This is a genomic window from Streptomyces sp. NPDC006739 (genome assembly GCF_042869815.1).
In the GTDB taxonomy this organism is placed as follows: domain Bacteria; phylum Actinomycetota; class Actinomycetes; order Streptomycetales; family Streptomycetaceae; genus Streptomyces.
In genome coordinates this window covers 39,782-53,787 of the sequence record NZ_JBIAGM010000033.1, presented here as the reverse complement: position 1 = coordinate 53,787, position 14,006 = coordinate 39,782, and the positions used below count along the sequence as shown (strand labels likewise).

Genomic DNA, 14,006 nt, shown 5'->3' with positions numbered 1-14,006 from the left:
CGGCGGCTGCGCCGCGCACCGGCTGCTCGGCCTCGGTCTTCCCGGTACGCCGTCCGGACCTCTGCATCTGCTGCCTCCTCGTCGGCGCACTTCTGCTGCAGCCCCCAGTCGACAGCACGAGCCGACCGGGCGTCCAGGTCCGCACGGGCAGTGCGAGGGCAAAGGCGGGTGATGTCCGGACGGTCCGTGCGGGAGGTACGGAAGGGCAGCGGGCCTGCCCTCAACCAGGTCCCCGAGTCCCTGCCGCCCGCCGCACCCGCCCCGCAGACTCGGCCTGGACACAGGTGACCCGCAAGGACGTGAAGGAGTAAGCATGCCGACGTACCTCACCCCGGGTGTGTACGTGGAGGAGGTGCAGTCTGGTGCCCGACCGATCGAAGGGGTCGGCACCGCCGTCGCCGCGTTCGTAGGGTTCGCCGAGCGCGGCCACTTCCACGCGCCGACGCTGGTCACCAGCTGGGACCAGTACTCCCAGACGTTCGGTGGTTTCACCGAGGGCACCTACCTTGCCCACGCCGTCTACGGCTACTTCGCCAACGGCGGCGGCGCCGCGTACGTGGTGCGCATCGGCGGGTCCGCCGAGGACGCCTCCGCCCCGGCCGCGGGCGGCGGCCAGCGGCGTCAGGGGACCAAGGCTGTGGAGTCGGTGGAGCTCGGCGGCTTTCTGGTCGCGGCCAAGCCGGGCGTCTCCGGCGTGTCGGTGGAGATCGCCGACGCGGACGGCGAGAACCCGCCGGAGGACCGCTTCAAGGTCCTGGTCCGCCAGGGCGACCAAGTGGCGGAGACCTACGAGGCCTCCACCCGCAAGAACGTCAGGGGATACCTGGTCAACCAGGCCCGGGCCTCCATGCTGATCGAGGTCACCGAGCAGCGGGGCGCCGCCCAGAGCAAGCCCGCCGCCCAGACCGTGGCCCTCCCCGACGCCCCGGACGGGCCCGCCGCGAACGGCTCCGGCGAGGTGGTCCGCCTCGACCCCGCCGAGTACGTCGGCGACGCCGCGGCCCGCACCGGATTCGCCGGCCTGGAGACCATCGACGAGATCACCATGGTCGCCGTGCCGGACCTGATGAGCGCCCACCAGCGCGGCGACATCGACGCCGAGGGCGTACGCACCGTGCAGCTCGCCGTCATCTCGCACTGCGAGCAGATGGGCGACCGGGTGGCCGTCCTGGACACCCCGCCCGGACTCTCCGCCCAGCAGGTGCGCACCTGGCGCAACGACGAGGCGGGCTACGACTCCCGCTACGCCAGCCTCTACTACCCGTGGGTGCGGGTCTTCGACCCGGCCGCCGGGCACAACACCACCGTCCCGCCGAGCGGTCACATCGCCGGTGTCTGGGCGCGCAGTGACGCCGAACGCGGCGTGCACAAGGCGCCCGCCAACGAGGTGATCCGCGGCGCGGTGGACCTGGAGGTCCGGCTCAGCAAGGGCGAGCAGGACTTGCTGAACCCGATCGGCGTGAACTGCGTACGGGCCTTCCCCGGCCGGGGCATCCGGATCTGGGGTGCCCGCACCCTCTCCTCCGATCCGGCCTGGCGCTACCTGAACGTGCGCCGCCTGTTCAACTACCTGGAGGAATCCATCCTCCTGGGCACCCAGTGGGTGGTCTTCGAGCCGAACGACGACCGGCTGTGGTCCAGCATCCGGCGCAATGTCACCGCGTTCCTCACCGAGGAGTGGCGCCGGGGAGCCCTGTTCGGCCGTACCGCCGAAGAGGCGTTCTACGTGAAGTGCGACCGCGACAACAACCCGCAGGAATCCATCGACCAGGGCCGCGTCGTGTGCGAGATCGGCGTCTCGCCGGTCAAGCCCGCCGAGTTCGTGGTGTTCCGGCTGGCCCAGTTCTCCGACAGCACCAGCCTCATCGACGAGTGACCTGCGGGTCAGCAAGGAAAGGTGACAGACAGTCATGGCAACGGGCGATGCTCTTTCCACCCACGTCTTCGGCGTGCAGCTCGGTGGCTACCTGGTCGAGTCGATCCAGGAGATCAGCGGGCTGACCGTCGAGGAGGAGGTCGTCGAGGTCAAGCAGGTCAGCGCCGAGGGCAAGCAGATCATCCGCAAGCAGCCCGGAGCGCGGCAGGCCGGTGAGATCACGATCACCCGGGGACTCGACCAGAGCAGCGAGTTCACCAAGTGGATCAAGGAGACCCTGAACAACGGGGCCGTCAACACCGCGCGGCAGAACCTCACCATCGAGATCAAGGACACCGAGGGCAACACGGTCCGCCGCATCCAGCTGATGCAGGGCTGGGCCTCCAAGTGGGAGGGCCCGTCGCTGAAGGCGGGCGAGTCCGCCCCGGCCACCGAGTCCGTCACGATCACGTTCGAGGAGATCGTCGTCGAATGAGGCGCCGTACGGTCACGGCGGGCAACCTGGAGGAGATCCTCCAGGCGACGGCGCCCGCTCAGACGTCGGAGCAGCAGGTGGCGGCCACCCCGGCCGCCGCCCCGCCGCGCCGGGAGGACCACGGGCTGCGCACGGAGTTCGAGTTCGAGCTGCCGCGCGGTTACGTGGACGACGACGGCACGGTGCACCGGCATGGCTCGATGCGTCTGGCCACCGCCCGGGACGAACTGCGGCCCCAGATCGACCTGCGGGTCAAGGAGAACCCGGCGTACCTGAGCGTGGTGCTGCTGAGCCAGGTGATCACCCGGATCGGCTCGATCACGGATGTGCACGCCGGGGTCGTGGAGCGGATGTACGCCACCGACGTCGCGTTCCTCCAGGACTTCTACCGTCGGGTCAACAGCGAGGGCCACACCCGCGCCGCGGTGACCTGCCCGCACTGCGAGGGCGGCTTCGAGGTCGACCTCTCGGGTGGGCGCCTGGGGGAATCGTGACGTACGCCCTTCCCCGGCTCCGGGAGGAGATCGCGTACATCGCCTACCACTTCCACTGGCAGCGCGAGGAGATCCTCGACCTGACCCACGACGAGCGCCGGCAGTGGGTCGCTGAGATCGCCCGCATCAACACCCGTGTGAACGAAGGCGGTTGAACGCATGGCATGGCGGGACAGGCTGCGCCGCCGGGCCGCCGCGCCGGACACCGCACGCCGTCCGGGTGCGGACCGCTCCGGCGCCGCGGAGAACGGTCCGGCTGGCGACGGCCCGGACCGGGGCGCATCCGGCGACGGTACTGACCGCGGCGAGTCCGGCGGCCGGGGTTCCTCCGTGCCCGGCGACTGGGACGGCGGCTGGCGGCGCACCGCGCCGCCGCAGCTCACCGTGGCCCGCTCCCCGCTCGGGGTGAGCGACGGGCTCGTCTTCCGTGCGGGCCTCGCCTCCTGGCAGAACCCGTCGTTCGACTCCGGTCTCGGCCACGCGGTGCTGTCCGCCGCCCCGACCGGTCTGGTGCGCGGCGTCGCCCGTCCTGCCACCCCGCAGGCCACCCGGGCCGGCGGGGGTCCACTGCTGCTCCGGGCGCTGCGCCCGGATGGGGCGGGCGGTGAGGCGGACGGTGTGTTGGATGCCGGGAGTCCGGCATCCGTCGCCGCACGGTCTTCTCGTAGCAGTACTGGAGCGGCGGAGGGAGGATCCGGGCGAAAGCCCGCGGTGGCGCGCTCTGGGGGCAACAGCTCTGTAGCGACGGGAAGCTCGGGCGACTCCCCACAGACCCGTGGCCTTACGTCCGCCGAATCCCCCGCCGCGCTCTCCCCGTCCTCGCCGCCCGTCCAGCGTGCCGCGCTGCCGGGTGCCGATTCGGTCGTGACCCCCGCCGACCCGGACCATCGGACGACGGCCGCTCCGGCGATTCCTCTGGTACGGCGTGTGTCGGTGCTCCCGGGCGCAGCCGCAGGCGGTGGAGCGACCCGGCCCGTGTCGCAAGCGCCGCCCGGTTCCAGGGACCGCACGCCTTCCGGCCCGGCCGTCCGGGCCGTCCGGGTGGCACCTTCCCTGACTGTCGCCCGGCGCATGTCCGGACCGGCACGCCGCGTCACCGCGCTGCGGCCCGCCGCCACTCCGGCACCCGGCAAAGCCACCGCCGCCGCCGTGCAGCGCGCCGCCACGAGCGAGCCAAGCCGCGCGAGCCTCGACGCCCCGACGCGTGAACTGCCTTCCCCTGCCGACCCGTTGACGGAGGACGCTCCGGAGCAGCACACCGCGTCTGGCCCGGCGTTGCCTGTCGTCCAGCGTCAGGCGGAGGGCTCGGACGTGGTCGGTGCGCAGGGGACGGAGCCGGCTGCCTCCGGCGGCGCCCGGGTGCGCGGTGGTCTGGGTGCGCCGCTGTCCGCGCTGTCGCCGAGTCCCGAGCTGCCCGGCTCCACCGCCCCCAGTTCAGGCACCTCGCCCGGTCCGACGCTGCCGGTCGTCCAGCGCCAGGCGGACAACGTGGCCGACACGCCGCGCCTACACGACAGCGGCGCGCAGAATGCCCCGGACGGCGCCCGGGTGCGCGGCGGCCTGGGCGCTCCGCTGTCCGCGCTGCCGCCCAGCGCCGAGCTGCCCGGCTCCACCGCCCCCCCTTCAAGCACCGTCCCCGGCGCGGCGATGCCGGTCGTCCAGCGCCAGGTGGACGACACGGCCCGCACCTCGCGCCCGCACGAATACGGCGGCGCCCAGGGAACGGCCCACCGCGCCCCCAACGGCGCCCGCGTGCGCGGCGGCCTGGGCGCTCCGCTGTCCGCGCTGCCGCCCAGCGCTGATGTGCCCGGCGCCACCGCATCCCGCGCTCCCGCCGTCCAGCGTGCTCCGGCACAACAGGACGGCAAGTCCCACACAACTCCGTTGTTGTCTAAGCCAGTTGGCGACCGGGCGCCCTCCACCGCCGGAGCGGACGCGCCGCTGCTGGGGGCGGGCGACGTAGTCCAGCGCCGTCCAGCGGACGACTCCTTTGCCGGGGGCGCCGCGGCGCCGGGCGTCGCGGAACACGGGAGCGGGTCCGCAACGCCGTTGGTGATGCCGTCCGCAGCAGCACCCGCGGCTGCCCTAACCTCGGAAAGCCCGGCAGGAGACGTACGACTGCCCGGTACGAGGTCCGGCGGTCAGGCCTCGTCCGGCGGGCAGCGGCTCCGGGCCCCCGGTTCGCCGAGCCCGGTCGTCGTCACCCGAGCCGTAGCCGGGGCGACCGGAGGCGCTCAGCCGCACAGTGCGCCCCCGCCCACCGTCACCCGCCCCGGAGCGTCCTCCGGCTCGGCGGAACCCCGCACCCTCCAACTGCTCCCCGCCCGCCCGCTCACCCTGAGCACCCGGGCCACTGAAGGCGCGGCACCGCCCGTCGCCGCCCGCTCCGGCGGCCGTCCCGTGGTGGCGGCGCGCTGGCCGGGCGTACCGGCTGCTGCCCCGCAGGCTGACCCCGGGCGTCCGACGCCAGGGCCGTCCCCGGTCGCCCCGGCGACCCCGCAGGTCCAGCGGGCCGTGGCTGTGCCGCCCGCCGGACGGGAGAACTCGGGCGTACGAAGCGCCAACTCGGCAGGTCCGGCAGGTTCCCCCAGCCCCGTCCAGCGTGTCCCGGTCGTCCGGCCCGCACCGCCGGGTCGGGGGCCGGTCGGCTCGGCCCCCGCCGTCCCGGCCCGATCCCTGCCGGTCACCGCCCCGCAGGCGCCGCCGCTCGCGGACCGCCCGGCGAACGCCCCGGCACCGGCTCAGCCCGCCCCCGTGGTTCTTCCGGTGACCGGCGGGAGCGGCCGGACGGCGACCCCCATTCAGCGCGACATCACCGACACCACCGGCGCCGGCCTGCTCATGGGCGCAACGACGAAGGCGGAGCGGGACCGGGCACGCGAACGTTCGCGATCGGCCGCCACGCCGTCCGCCGCCGGCCTGTTCATGGGCGACACGGCGAAGGAAGTCCCGGCGCAAGGCCGCTCGCGCTCGTCCTCCACCTCGTCCGCCTCCGGCAAGAACGCGGAGCAGCGCGCCGAGGCACCGAAGGACCCCGGTCTCGACCTGGACGACCTCGCGCGGCGCCTGCTCGACCCGATGGCCCGGCTGCTCCGCACCGAGCTGCGGCGCGGCCGGGAACGCGCGGGCCGCCCCTACGACGGACGCCGCTGAGGGCGTGGAACGTGAGCGCACGGAACGGATGACGGACGCATGACCGACAACATCTTCGCCACGAGCGTGTTCTTCAAGCTCGCCATCGGCGGCAACGACCTGGGCGCCTTCCACACCTGCTCCGGCATGGGCGCCGAGGTCGAGATGGAGAGCTACGCAGAGGGCGGCAACAACGGCTTCACCTGGCAACTGCCCGGCCGCCTGACCTGGTCGAACATCACGCTGACCCGGCCGGTCACCGCCGATACGGCGAAGATCGCCCGCTGGCTCGACGAGACGCTGAAGCGGGTGACGCCCAAGGACGGCGAGATCGTGGCGCTGAAACCGGACCTGACCCGGATCATCAGCTGGCAGGTGTCCGGGATCGTTCCGGTGCGCTGGCAGGGACCCTCCTTCGACCCCGCCAACTCGGAGGCGGCGGTGGAGACCCTGGAGATCGCCCACCACGGGCTGCGCCCGTTCTGACCCGCCGTCACGCACCGCTTCAACCCGCCCCTGAGACTTACCCCACGCCCCCGGAAAGAAGGTCCCGGCATGTGCGCAGCGCTCCGCTCCAGTCGGACCAGGGCCCAGCTGACCCTGAAGGAGCCACCGACCTCCGTCGGCGCGAAGCCCGGCGGGACGATCACGCAGCTCAACCTCCAGTTCAACCCCTCCACGCTGCAGTTGAGCAAGACCACCGAGTGGCGCCGCACCCCGTCCCGGATGGCGGGGGAGTCCGCGCTGCCCGAGTTCGTCGGCAGCGGCCCGCGCACGCTGAGCCTCGAGGTGTTCCTGGACGCCACCGCCACCCACGACAACTCCGTGGAGAAGGCGGTGGAGAAGCTGATGAAGGGGTGCGTGCCGACCAAGGCCAGCCTGGGCCGCAAGAAACCGGCCAGCCCCTGGGTGCGGTTCGAATGGGGGACCGCCCGGACGACCTCCTTCGACGGGGTGCTCTCCAGCCTGTCGGTGTCGTACACGCTGTTCGACGTGGACGGAAAGCCGCTGCGGGCCACCTGCTCGCTGTCCATCGAGGAGGCGAGCGTCGATCCGCCAGGCCAGAACCCGACGTCCGGCGCGCGCACTGCCCGCAGCACGCACATCGTCGTGGCGGGCGACAGCCTGGCCCTGCTGGCCTGGCGGGAGTACGGCGACGCGACGGCCTGGCGGCCCATCGCGGAGGCGAACGACATCGACGACCCCATGGCGCTCGAACCCGGCACCGAACTGGTGGTGCCGGGGCTCAGCGACGCGGGCGCTGAGGAGGAGCGGTGACCACACCCGAGGCGCGGGGTGGCCGGTCGTTCGCGGCGGACCCCGTCGTGGAGGCGCCCGGCGAACTTCCGCCGATCTGGGCCGCCCAGCTGGTGAGCTGCGTGGTCGACGAGAACGTGGGCCTGCCCGACGCGGCGGTGCTCACCTTCCGCGACCCCGACCACGAGTTCCTGCAGTCGACCGGCATCACCATCGGCACCCCGCTCAAGGTGTCGGTGGTCACCGTGTCCGGGCAGGCGCGCGAGCGGTTATTCAACGGCGAGGTGACCGGCATGGAGGTCGACCGGGACAGCACCGGCTCGTTCACCGTGGTGCGCGCCTACTCCAAGGCGCACCGCCTGCAGCGGGGCCGGAAGGTGGTGGCGTACCGGAACATGACGGCGTCGGCGATCGTCCGCAAGGTCGCCGCCGGGGCCGGGCTGACCTGCGGGACCGTGGAGGCCGCGCCGGTTACCTATAAGCAGCTCTCGCAGGCGAACGTGTCCGACTGGGACTTCCTGCAGTTCCTGGCGGGCGAGAGCGGCGCGCAGGTGCGCGTCGACGACAAGGGCGTGCTGCAGTTCACCAAGCCCGAGAAGGCGTACGGCGCGCCCGCGCCCTCGACCCCCGCCACGCGGAACCCGATGGTGCTGGAGTACGGGCGGAACCTGCTGGCGCTGCGGGCCTCCCTGTCGGCCGCGGACGGGGCCTCGCAGGTGGAGGTGCGCGGCTGGGACGTCACCACCAAGAAGCCGCTGGTGGCCCGCAAGCCGTCGGTGAACAGTGACACGGTGGTGCCGGGGCTGAGCCCGGCGCTCGCCGCCCGGTTCGGCAAGTCGTCGAAGCTGACCGTCACGGACAACCCGTACCGCACCCAGGCCGAGACGACCGCGGTCGCCGACGCCGTGGCCGATCAGGTCAGCGCGGGGTTCGGCGAGTTGGAGGTGCTGGCCGAGGGCAACCCCCGGCTGCGGGCGGGCAAGCCCGTGGCGCTCGGCAATGTCGGGCAGGCGTTCTCCGGCAAGTACACGGCGACGGCGGTGCAGCACGTCCTGGAGCCGCACGGCGGATACCGGACGACGGTGTGGGTCAGCGCCAGCCCGGACCGCTCCCTGACGGGCCTGGTGACCGGTGCCAACGCGCCGGGCCGCGGCCCGCGCATGCCGGGTCTGGCGATCGGCGTGGTGACGGACGTACGCGAGCAGGGCGGCGCTCAGAACGGCGGGGTGCGGCTGAAGTTCCCCTGGCTGGACGACACCTACGTCACCGACTGGGTGCGCACCGTGCAGTGGGGCGGCAAGGGCGGCGGGGGAGTGGTGAGCCCCGAGGTCAACGACGAGGTCCTGGTGGGCTTCGAACAGGGCCTGCTGGACAGCCCGTACGTCATCGGCGGGCTCTACAACGGCGTGGACAAGCCGTCGCCGCACGACATCCCGCTGATCGACAAGATCACCGGGAAGGTCAACCGCCGCTCGATGGTGTCGCGTTCGGGACACCGGGTCGAGTTGCTGGACGCGAGGGCTCCGGGCAGGTCGGGCGTCCGGCTCAGGTCCGCCGACGAGCGCCTCGAAGTGTTCCTCGACAACCGGCGCGACCGGATCGAGCTGACGGTGTACGCCGCGAAGGGCGGCACCAAACCCCTCTCCTCCGTCGTGCTCGACAAGAACGGCATCACCCTGGACGCACGACAGGGCGACGTGAGCGTCTCGGGCCGGAACGTGGACATCAACGGCAGGGTCGGAGTGAAGATCGGCGGCCGCACCGTGGACATCGACGGCAGCCAGAACGTGAACATCAAGGGCCGCACGGGCGTCACCGTCGACGGCGGTCTGCTCGGCGTCCTCAAGGCCAAGCTCATCCGGATCAACTGACCTCAGTCCCCTACCTGCCGCAAGGAGCATCTCATGCCAGCCGCAGCCCGTACCGGTGACCCCACCAACCACGGCGGTGTGATCACCACCCCGCCGCCCGGAGCGGCCCTAAAGGTGGCGACCGTGCTAATCGGAGGCCGCCCCGCCGCCGTCGTGGGCAGCGTGCACACCTGCGCCATGCCCCCGCACCTGGCCCTGGGACCGGGCAACGTGATCATGCCCAACCCAGCCGCTGTCACCGCGGGCATGGTCCTCATCGGCGGGCTGCCGGCCGCACGCGCACGCGACCAGACGTCGTGCGGCGCGCAGATCGTGACCGGCGCCATGAACGTCCTGATCGGGGGCGTGTGATGAGCGAGCGGTTCATCGGACGGGGCTGGGGCTTCCCGCTGCGGGTCGGGCCGACCGGCGGCATCGGCATGGTCGAGCGGGAACAGGAGATCGAGGAGGCGATCCGCCTCGTGCTCGGCACGGCACCCGGCGAACGCCCGATGCGCCCCGAGTTCGGCTGCGGCATCCACGACTACGTCTTCGCCCCCGGCGACGGCGCCACCGCCGGACGTATCGCGCAGCAGGTGCGCGAGGCCCTGGAGCGGTGGGAGCCGCGCATCGCGGTGGACGACGTGGTGGTCGCCTTCGACGCGATCGAGGACGGCACCCTCTACATCGACGTGCACTACACCCTGCGTTCCACCAACGACCGGCGCAACCTGGTCTTTCCCTTCTACACGATCCCCTCCGAGGAGGGGGCCGAGGAATTGGTCGCCGACTGATGGCCCTGCCCTCCCCCAACCTGGACGACCGCCGGTTCCAGCAACTCGTCGACGAGGCGAAGCGGTACGTGCAGCAGCGCGCCCCGGAGTGGACCGACCACAACGTCTCCGACCCGGGCGTCACCCTGATCGAGACGTTCGCCTATCTCGTGGACCAACTGCTGTATCGGCTGAACCGGGTCCCGGACAAGAACTACACCGCGTTCCTCGACCTGTTGGACATCCGGCTGTTCCCGCCGGCCGCGGCCGGCGCCGAGGTCGACTTCTGGCTGTCGGCGCCGCAGCCCGACACAGTGGTGCTGCCCGCGGGCACCGAGGTAACGACCGTGCGCGGCGAGAGCGACGAGCCCGTGGTGTTCGCGACCACGGACGAACTGCACGTCGTACCCAGCGAGTTGACGCGCCTGGTGACCGCGCCCCGGACCGGCGAGCAGACCGACCGGACCAGGGAGATCAACGAGGGCAGCGACGTGCCCTGCTTCCAGGCGGCACCGGAGCCGGGCGACGCGCTGCTGTTCGGCCTGCCGACGGCGGTGCCGCGCTGCGTCGTCGCGGTGCACCTGGACAGCCGCGTCGAGGGCGTCGGCGTGGACCCGCGCCAGCCCCCGCTGGTGTGGGAGGCGTGGGACGGCGGCGGCTGGCGGGTGTGCGAGACCGGCGAGGACACCACCGGCGGCCTGAACCGGCCCGGCGAGGTCGTCGTCTACGTACCGGCCGGGCACACGGCGTCGGTGATCGGCGGCACCCGGGCCGGCTGGCTGCGCTGCCGCGTCACCAAGGCGGAGCCGGGCCAGCCGTTCTACTCGGAGTCCCCGACGGTGCGCGAGGCGGCGGTGTTCACCGTGGGCGGCACCATGTCCGTCGAACACGCCGAGACCGTGACCGACGTGCTGCTCGGCATCTCGGAGGGGGTCGCCGGGCAGACGTTCCGGCTCGGCCGCCCGCCGGTCCTCCTCGACGGAGAGCCCCCCGCGGTGGAGGTGTCCTCGGCCGAGGGCTGGCAACGCTGGGAGGTCGTCGAGCACTTCGGCCGCTCCGGGCCCGACGACCGGCATGTCCGCGTGGACGCCACCAACGGCGAGTTCGGCTTCCCGCCGGTGCTGCGCGAGCCCGACGGCACGCTGCGGCAGTGCGGCGCCGTACCGCCCAAGGGCGCCCAGATCCGGGTGGCCCGCTACCGCACCGGTGGTGGCCCGGCGGGCAACGTCGCGCGCGGCGCGATCTCCGTGCTGCTCAGCTCCGTTCCGTACATCGCCCAGGTCACCAACCGGGAGGCGGCGCGCGGCGGCGTCGCCGGCGAGACCCTCGCCAACGCCAAGCTGCGGGCTCCGGACGCCCTGCGGATGCAGGAGCGCGCGGTGACCGCCGAGGACTACGAGGTCATCAGCCGCCAGGCGGCGCCCTCGGTGCGCCGGGTCCGCTGTCTGCCCGCCGCGGAGGGCGGCGCGGGTGCGGTACGGGTCCTGGTGGTGCCGGACGCGGTCGCCGACGAGGGCGACGACCGGCTCCGCTTCGAGCAGCTGATCCCCTCCGACCAGGTGCTCCAGACGATCACCGCGAGCCTCGACGAGCGACGTCTGATCGGCACCCGCCTCGTCGTCGAGCCGCCGGTCTACCAGGGCGTCACCGTCGTGGCCCGGCTCGCGGCGGCACCGGGCGACACCGCCAGAGTGCGCGACGCGGCGCTCGCCGCACTGTTCCGCCACCTCAACCCGCTGCACGGCGGACCGGACGGCACCGGATGGCCGTTCGGGCGGCCGGTGCAGTACGGGGAGGTGTTCGGCGTGCTGCAACGCGCCACCGGCAACGCGCTGATCGAGGAGATCCGGCTGTTCCCCGCCGACCCGATCACCGGGCGGCGCGGCGCTCCGGTGGACCGCATCGACGCGTCCGCGGACGCGCTGGTCTTCTCCTACCAGCACCAGGTGGTCGTCACGGCCGTCGAGCAGGAGGCGGGGGGATGAGCCGGGCCGCCGTACCCGACCTCCCGAGCCGCCACCCGATCGGCGGGCAACTGCCCGCCCTGTACGCCGACGACGACTTCGCGCAGCGCTTCACCGCCGGCCTCGACACCGTCCTCGCCCCGGTGTTCGCGACCCTCGACAACCTGCCCGCCTACCTCGATCCCCGGGTCACCCCGACGGACTTCCTGGCCTGGCTGGCGTCCTGGGTGGGCGCCGACGACGACCCGCAGTGGCCCGTGGAACTGCGCCGCGAGGCGGTCGTCCGCGCGGTGGAGCTGCACCGGTGGCGCGGCACCAGGCGCGGCCTGGTCGAAGCCCTGCACCTCGCGCTCGGCGTGCACGCCGAGGTGACCGACGACGGCGGCGCGTGGTGGTCGAACACCGCTGGAGCCGACCTGCCGCCCGAGCCCCCCGGCGAGCCCCTGGTCCGGGTGCGGCCGGACCGCGAGGCGCAGGTGGACGTGCATCGCGTCCGCGAGATCGTCCGGGCCATGTGCCCGGTGCACACCGTCTGCCGGGTGGAGGTCCTGCCCGGCCCACCCTCCGACGAAGGGAGGTGACGCCATGCGCGCATGTCCCGCCTGCGGGGCGTCCAACAGCCCCAGGGACGACTTCTGCGGGAACTGCGGCGCGTACCTGGGCTGGTCGGACGATCCGCCGGCCGCGAGCACGCCAACGGCCACGTCGCCGGAACCGGAGCGGTCGGAACCGCAACCGAGCACACCCTCGCAGCCCCCGGCCGTCCCGGATCCCGCCCCGGCCCCCGCGTCGCCTACGGCGGACGCGTCCACGTCCGCCGCACCTCCCCGCACCTCGTCATTGCGCAGCCGGCTGACCGGCCGGACCCGTAGCGAGGCCAGCGGGCCGAGCGCGACGCGGGCCCCTGCCTCACATTCCGGCGCCGACGAGCGTCCGGATGCCCGGCCCGGCCAGGACGACACGACGAGCATTCCGCCCCAGGCCGGACCCGCCGACGCCCGCACCGAGCCCTCCATCCCCGAACACCGTCCGGCGAGCGGCGACGAGGAGACCCCCGAGACCGCCGAGACCCCCCGCACCGACGAAGCCTTAGAAGCTCCCCCCACCACGCCACCCGTGCCGACGACGCTCGCGCCCACGACGGCACCCGTGTCCGCCCGCTCAGGAACGGCCGACGGGTCCTCAACCTCTGCATTCCGTAGGGGAGATGAGCCCGCTCCCGACGTATCCGTTGCACCGCCACGACCCCTGCAGCCCCCGGCCGCACCCCCGCACCGCCCCACCGCACCCCCTCCGAGCACCCAGGAAGCGACAGGCCCTCGGCCCCCGGCCGCCCCCGAGGCGCCGGCGCCGGAGCCCATCGTGGCGGTACAGCCCGCGAAGCCGCAGGCTCCACGCCCCCTAGTACGGCCCGCAGCGGTGACGGAGGAAGTGGAGGGGAGGCCCTGTCCCTCCTGCGGCACGCCCAACCAGCCGGATCGCCGGTTCTGCCGGCGCTGTGCGACCCCGCTGAAGCCCACCGCGAAGGCCGACCCGCTGCCGTGGTGGCGGACCCTGTGGCCGTTCCGCCGCCGGGTGCGGGCGAGTTCGGGCCGGGGGGTGCGGCTCCTGGTGATCCTCGCCGTGGTGCTGGCTCTGTGCGCGGTCGCCGTCCTGCTGCTGCCGGCCGGACGCGCCCTGTTCGAGGACACCCGGGACAAGCTGTCCGACCCCAAGCCCGTGACCCCGGCACGCACCAGGGCGAGCGCCGAGGTCCCCGGGCACCCGGCGAAGAACACCACGGACGGGCTGGCCAACCGCTACTGGGGCGCGCCCGCGCCGGGCGCCTCGGTGACGTACACCTTCGACAAGCCGTTCCGGATGGTCGACCTGCTCGTCACCAACGGCGCATCCAAGGCTCCGGAGGAGTACGCCCGCGAGGGACGCGCACTGCAGATCGACCTTGAGGTGACGACGCAGGACGGCGAGCGGTACGACAAGCAGCTGACCCTCAGCGACAAGCCGGGCTCGCAGCCGTTCCCCACCGGAATCAGCGACGTGAAGACGGTACGCCTGGTCCTGCGCTCGGCCACCGGCCTGGCACCGGGCCGCCATCTGGCTCTGGCGGAGGTGGAGTTCTTCCAGCGGTCCTGATCGAGCGATATCGAGCGATACGGAGGCCTCGGCATGCGCGCGAGGAAAGAAG

Annotated in this window: 14 protein-coding genes and 1 pseudogene; 14 read left to right on the top strand and 1 reads right to left on the bottom strand. The window is 73.0% G+C overall.

Translation table 11 applies throughout. From position 1 onward, the window contains the following. Positions 1 to 313 precede the first annotated feature (313 nt). Genes ACFYMM_RS38595 through ACFYMM_RS38580 form a run of 4 tightly spaced genes read left to right on the top strand, consistent with a single transcriptional unit; the run spans position 314 to position 3,000 of the window. Complete coding sequence (locus ACFYMM_RS38595; RefSeq protein ID WP_388395971.1) at positions 314 to 1,876, top strand: phage tail sheath family protein; 1,563 nt, start codon at positions 314 to 316, stop codon at positions 1,874 to 1,876. Between the two features lie 34 nt (positions 1,877 to 1,910). Beyond that, on the top strand, positions 1,911 to 2,351 hold the full coding sequence (locus ACFYMM_RS38590) for a phage tail protein (protein ID WP_020938519.1): 441 nt from the start codon (positions 1,911 to 1,913) through the stop codon (positions 2,349 to 2,351). After that, positions 2,348 to 2,845, top strand: a complete 498-nt coding sequence (locus tag ACFYMM_RS38585) for a hypothetical protein (RefSeq protein WP_388395969.1) — start codon at positions 2,348 to 2,350, stop codon at positions 2,843 to 2,845. The genes ACFYMM_RS38590 and ACFYMM_RS38585 overlap by 4 nt, the downstream gene beginning before the upstream one ends. Further along, positions 2,842 to 3,000, top strand: a complete 159-nt coding sequence (locus tag ACFYMM_RS38580; RefSeq protein ID WP_020938517.1) for a DUF6760 family protein — start codon at positions 2,842 to 2,844, stop codon at positions 2,998 to 3,000. The genes ACFYMM_RS38585 and ACFYMM_RS38580 overlap by 4 nt, the downstream gene beginning before the upstream one ends. A gap of 1,137 nt (positions 3,001 to 4,137) precedes the next feature. On the opposite strand, the gene ACFYMM_RS38575 is transcribed toward ACFYMM_RS38580, so the two are convergent. Beyond that, positions 4,138 to 4,524: a hypothetical protein gene (locus ACFYMM_RS38575; RefSeq protein ID WP_388395966.1), complete on the bottom strand. Its 387-nt coding sequence runs from the start codon at positions 4,522 to 4,524 to the stop codon at positions 4,138 to 4,140. A 1,075-nt stretch (positions 4,525 to 5,599) separates the two neighbouring features. On the opposite strand from ACFYMM_RS38575, the gene ACFYMM_RS38570 reads away from it, so the two are divergent. From ACFYMM_RS38570 to ACFYMM_RS38525, 10 genes and pseudogenes are all read left to right on the top strand, one after another. Further along, positions 5,600 to 5,998, top strand: coding sequence for a hypothetical protein (locus tag ACFYMM_RS38570; protein WP_388395963.1), 399 nt, complete (start codon positions 5,600 to 5,602; stop codon positions 5,996 to 5,998). Between the two features lie 39 nt (positions 5,999 to 6,037). Then, positions 6,038 to 6,463 carry a phage tail protein gene (locus ACFYMM_RS38565; protein WP_388395960.1) on the top strand — a complete coding sequence of 142 codons (426 nt, stop codon included), beginning with the start codon at positions 6,038 to 6,040 and terminating at the stop codon, positions 6,461 to 6,463. Positions 6,464 to 6,532: 69 nt separating this feature from the next. Then, positions 6,533 to 7,255 (top strand): LysM peptidoglycan-binding domain-containing protein, encoded by a 723-nt coding sequence (locus ACFYMM_RS38560; RefSeq protein WP_388395958.1) that lies wholly within the window; start codon positions 6,533 to 6,535, stop codon positions 7,253 to 7,255. Then, on the top strand, positions 7,252 to 9,105 hold the full coding sequence (locus tag ACFYMM_RS38555) for a VgrG-related protein (RefSeq protein ID WP_388395955.1): 1,854 nt from the start codon (positions 7,252 to 7,254) through the stop codon (positions 9,103 to 9,105). The genes ACFYMM_RS38560 and ACFYMM_RS38555 overlap by 4 nt, the downstream gene beginning before the upstream one ends. 33 nt (positions 9,106 to 9,138) lie before the next feature. Further along, a complete protein-coding gene (locus ACFYMM_RS38550) occupies positions 9,139 to 9,456 on the top strand; it encodes a PAAR domain-containing protein (protein WP_388395952.1) in 318 nt (105 codons plus the stop codon). Next, a complete protein-coding gene (locus tag ACFYMM_RS38545) occupies positions 9,456 to 9,878 on the top strand; it encodes a GPW/gp25 family protein (protein WP_020938511.1) in 423 nt (140 codons plus the stop codon). The genes ACFYMM_RS38550 and ACFYMM_RS38545 overlap by 1 nt, the downstream gene beginning before the upstream one ends. After that, positions 9,878 to 11,842: a putative baseplate assembly protein gene (locus ACFYMM_RS38540; RefSeq protein ID WP_388395949.1), complete on the top strand. Its 1,965-nt coding sequence runs from the start codon at positions 9,878 to 9,880 to the stop codon at positions 11,840 to 11,842. Before ACFYMM_RS38545 ends, ACFYMM_RS38540 begins: the two co-directional genes overlap by 1 nt. Further along, entirely contained in the window at positions 11,839 to 12,402 is a 564-nt protein-coding gene (locus ACFYMM_RS38535) for a phage tail protein (RefSeq protein WP_388395946.1), read from the top strand. The genes ACFYMM_RS38540 and ACFYMM_RS38535 overlap by 4 nt, the downstream gene beginning before the upstream one ends. 4 nt (positions 12,403 to 12,406) lie before the next feature. After that, a pseudogene (locus ACFYMM_RS38530) lies at positions 12,407 to 12,469 on the top strand (zinc ribbon domain-containing protein); the annotation flags it as partial. A gap of 771 nt (positions 12,470 to 13,240) precedes the next feature. Beyond that, the gene (locus ACFYMM_RS38525; protein WP_388396013.1) at positions 13,241 to 13,954 is read left to right on the top strand and encodes a zinc ribbon domain-containing protein; all 714 of its coding nucleotides are present in this window, start codon (positions 13,241 to 13,243) and stop codon (positions 13,952 to 13,954) included. Positions 13,955 to 14,006: the final 52 nt, after the last annotated feature.